The sequence below is a fragment of the Vibrio sp. 811 genome (assembly GCF_033339195.1).
The window spans coordinates 1-525 of record NZ_JAWOUB010000914.1 but is presented as its reverse complement, the minus strand read 5'-3'; the positions used below and the strand labels follow the sequence as shown (position 1 = coordinate 525).

The following is a 525-nucleotide window of genomic DNA, read 5'->3' as shown; positions in this document are numbered from 1 at the left end:
CTCTACCGCGACTACGTTGGCGGCATTTGCTCCGCTTCTTTTTTGGCCGGATATTACCGGTGAGTTTATGAAGTACTTACCGTTAACGCTAATCGCGACGTTAGCGGCGTCATTGGTGATGGCTTTGCTATTTGTGCCTGTTATTGGCGGCATTATTGGTAAACCTCAGGTTATCAATCCTAAAGCCCAACAAGAAATGGTGGAGCTACACAACGGAAACTTTGAGAAAGCGACAGGAATTACCAAGCTTTATTACAAAACCTTGTTTGTGGCGATTCAACATCCTTGGAAAGTGCTGCTGAGCGCGGTATTGCTGGCGGGTGGTGTTGGATTTACTTACAGTAAAGCGGGGTTAGGAGCTGAGTTTTTCCCTGAAGTCGACCCGCCATTTTTCACCGTAAAAGTACGCTCTTACGGGGATCTTTCCATTAATGAGAAAGATATCGTAATGCGAGAAATTGAAAAGGTCATGCTGGGTCATGATGAGTTTGAAAGTGTCTACACTCGCACTGGATCGAGCGATAA

The 525-nt window shown here is 45.7% G+C and carries 1 protein-coding gene; it reads left to right on the top strand.

The window, feature by feature from the left end; genetic code table 11:
• Positions 1-525, top strand: a 525-nt coding sequence (locus R7Q46_RS30095; protein WP_318078708.1) for an efflux RND transporter permease subunit, incomplete at both ends; no start/stop codon positions are given.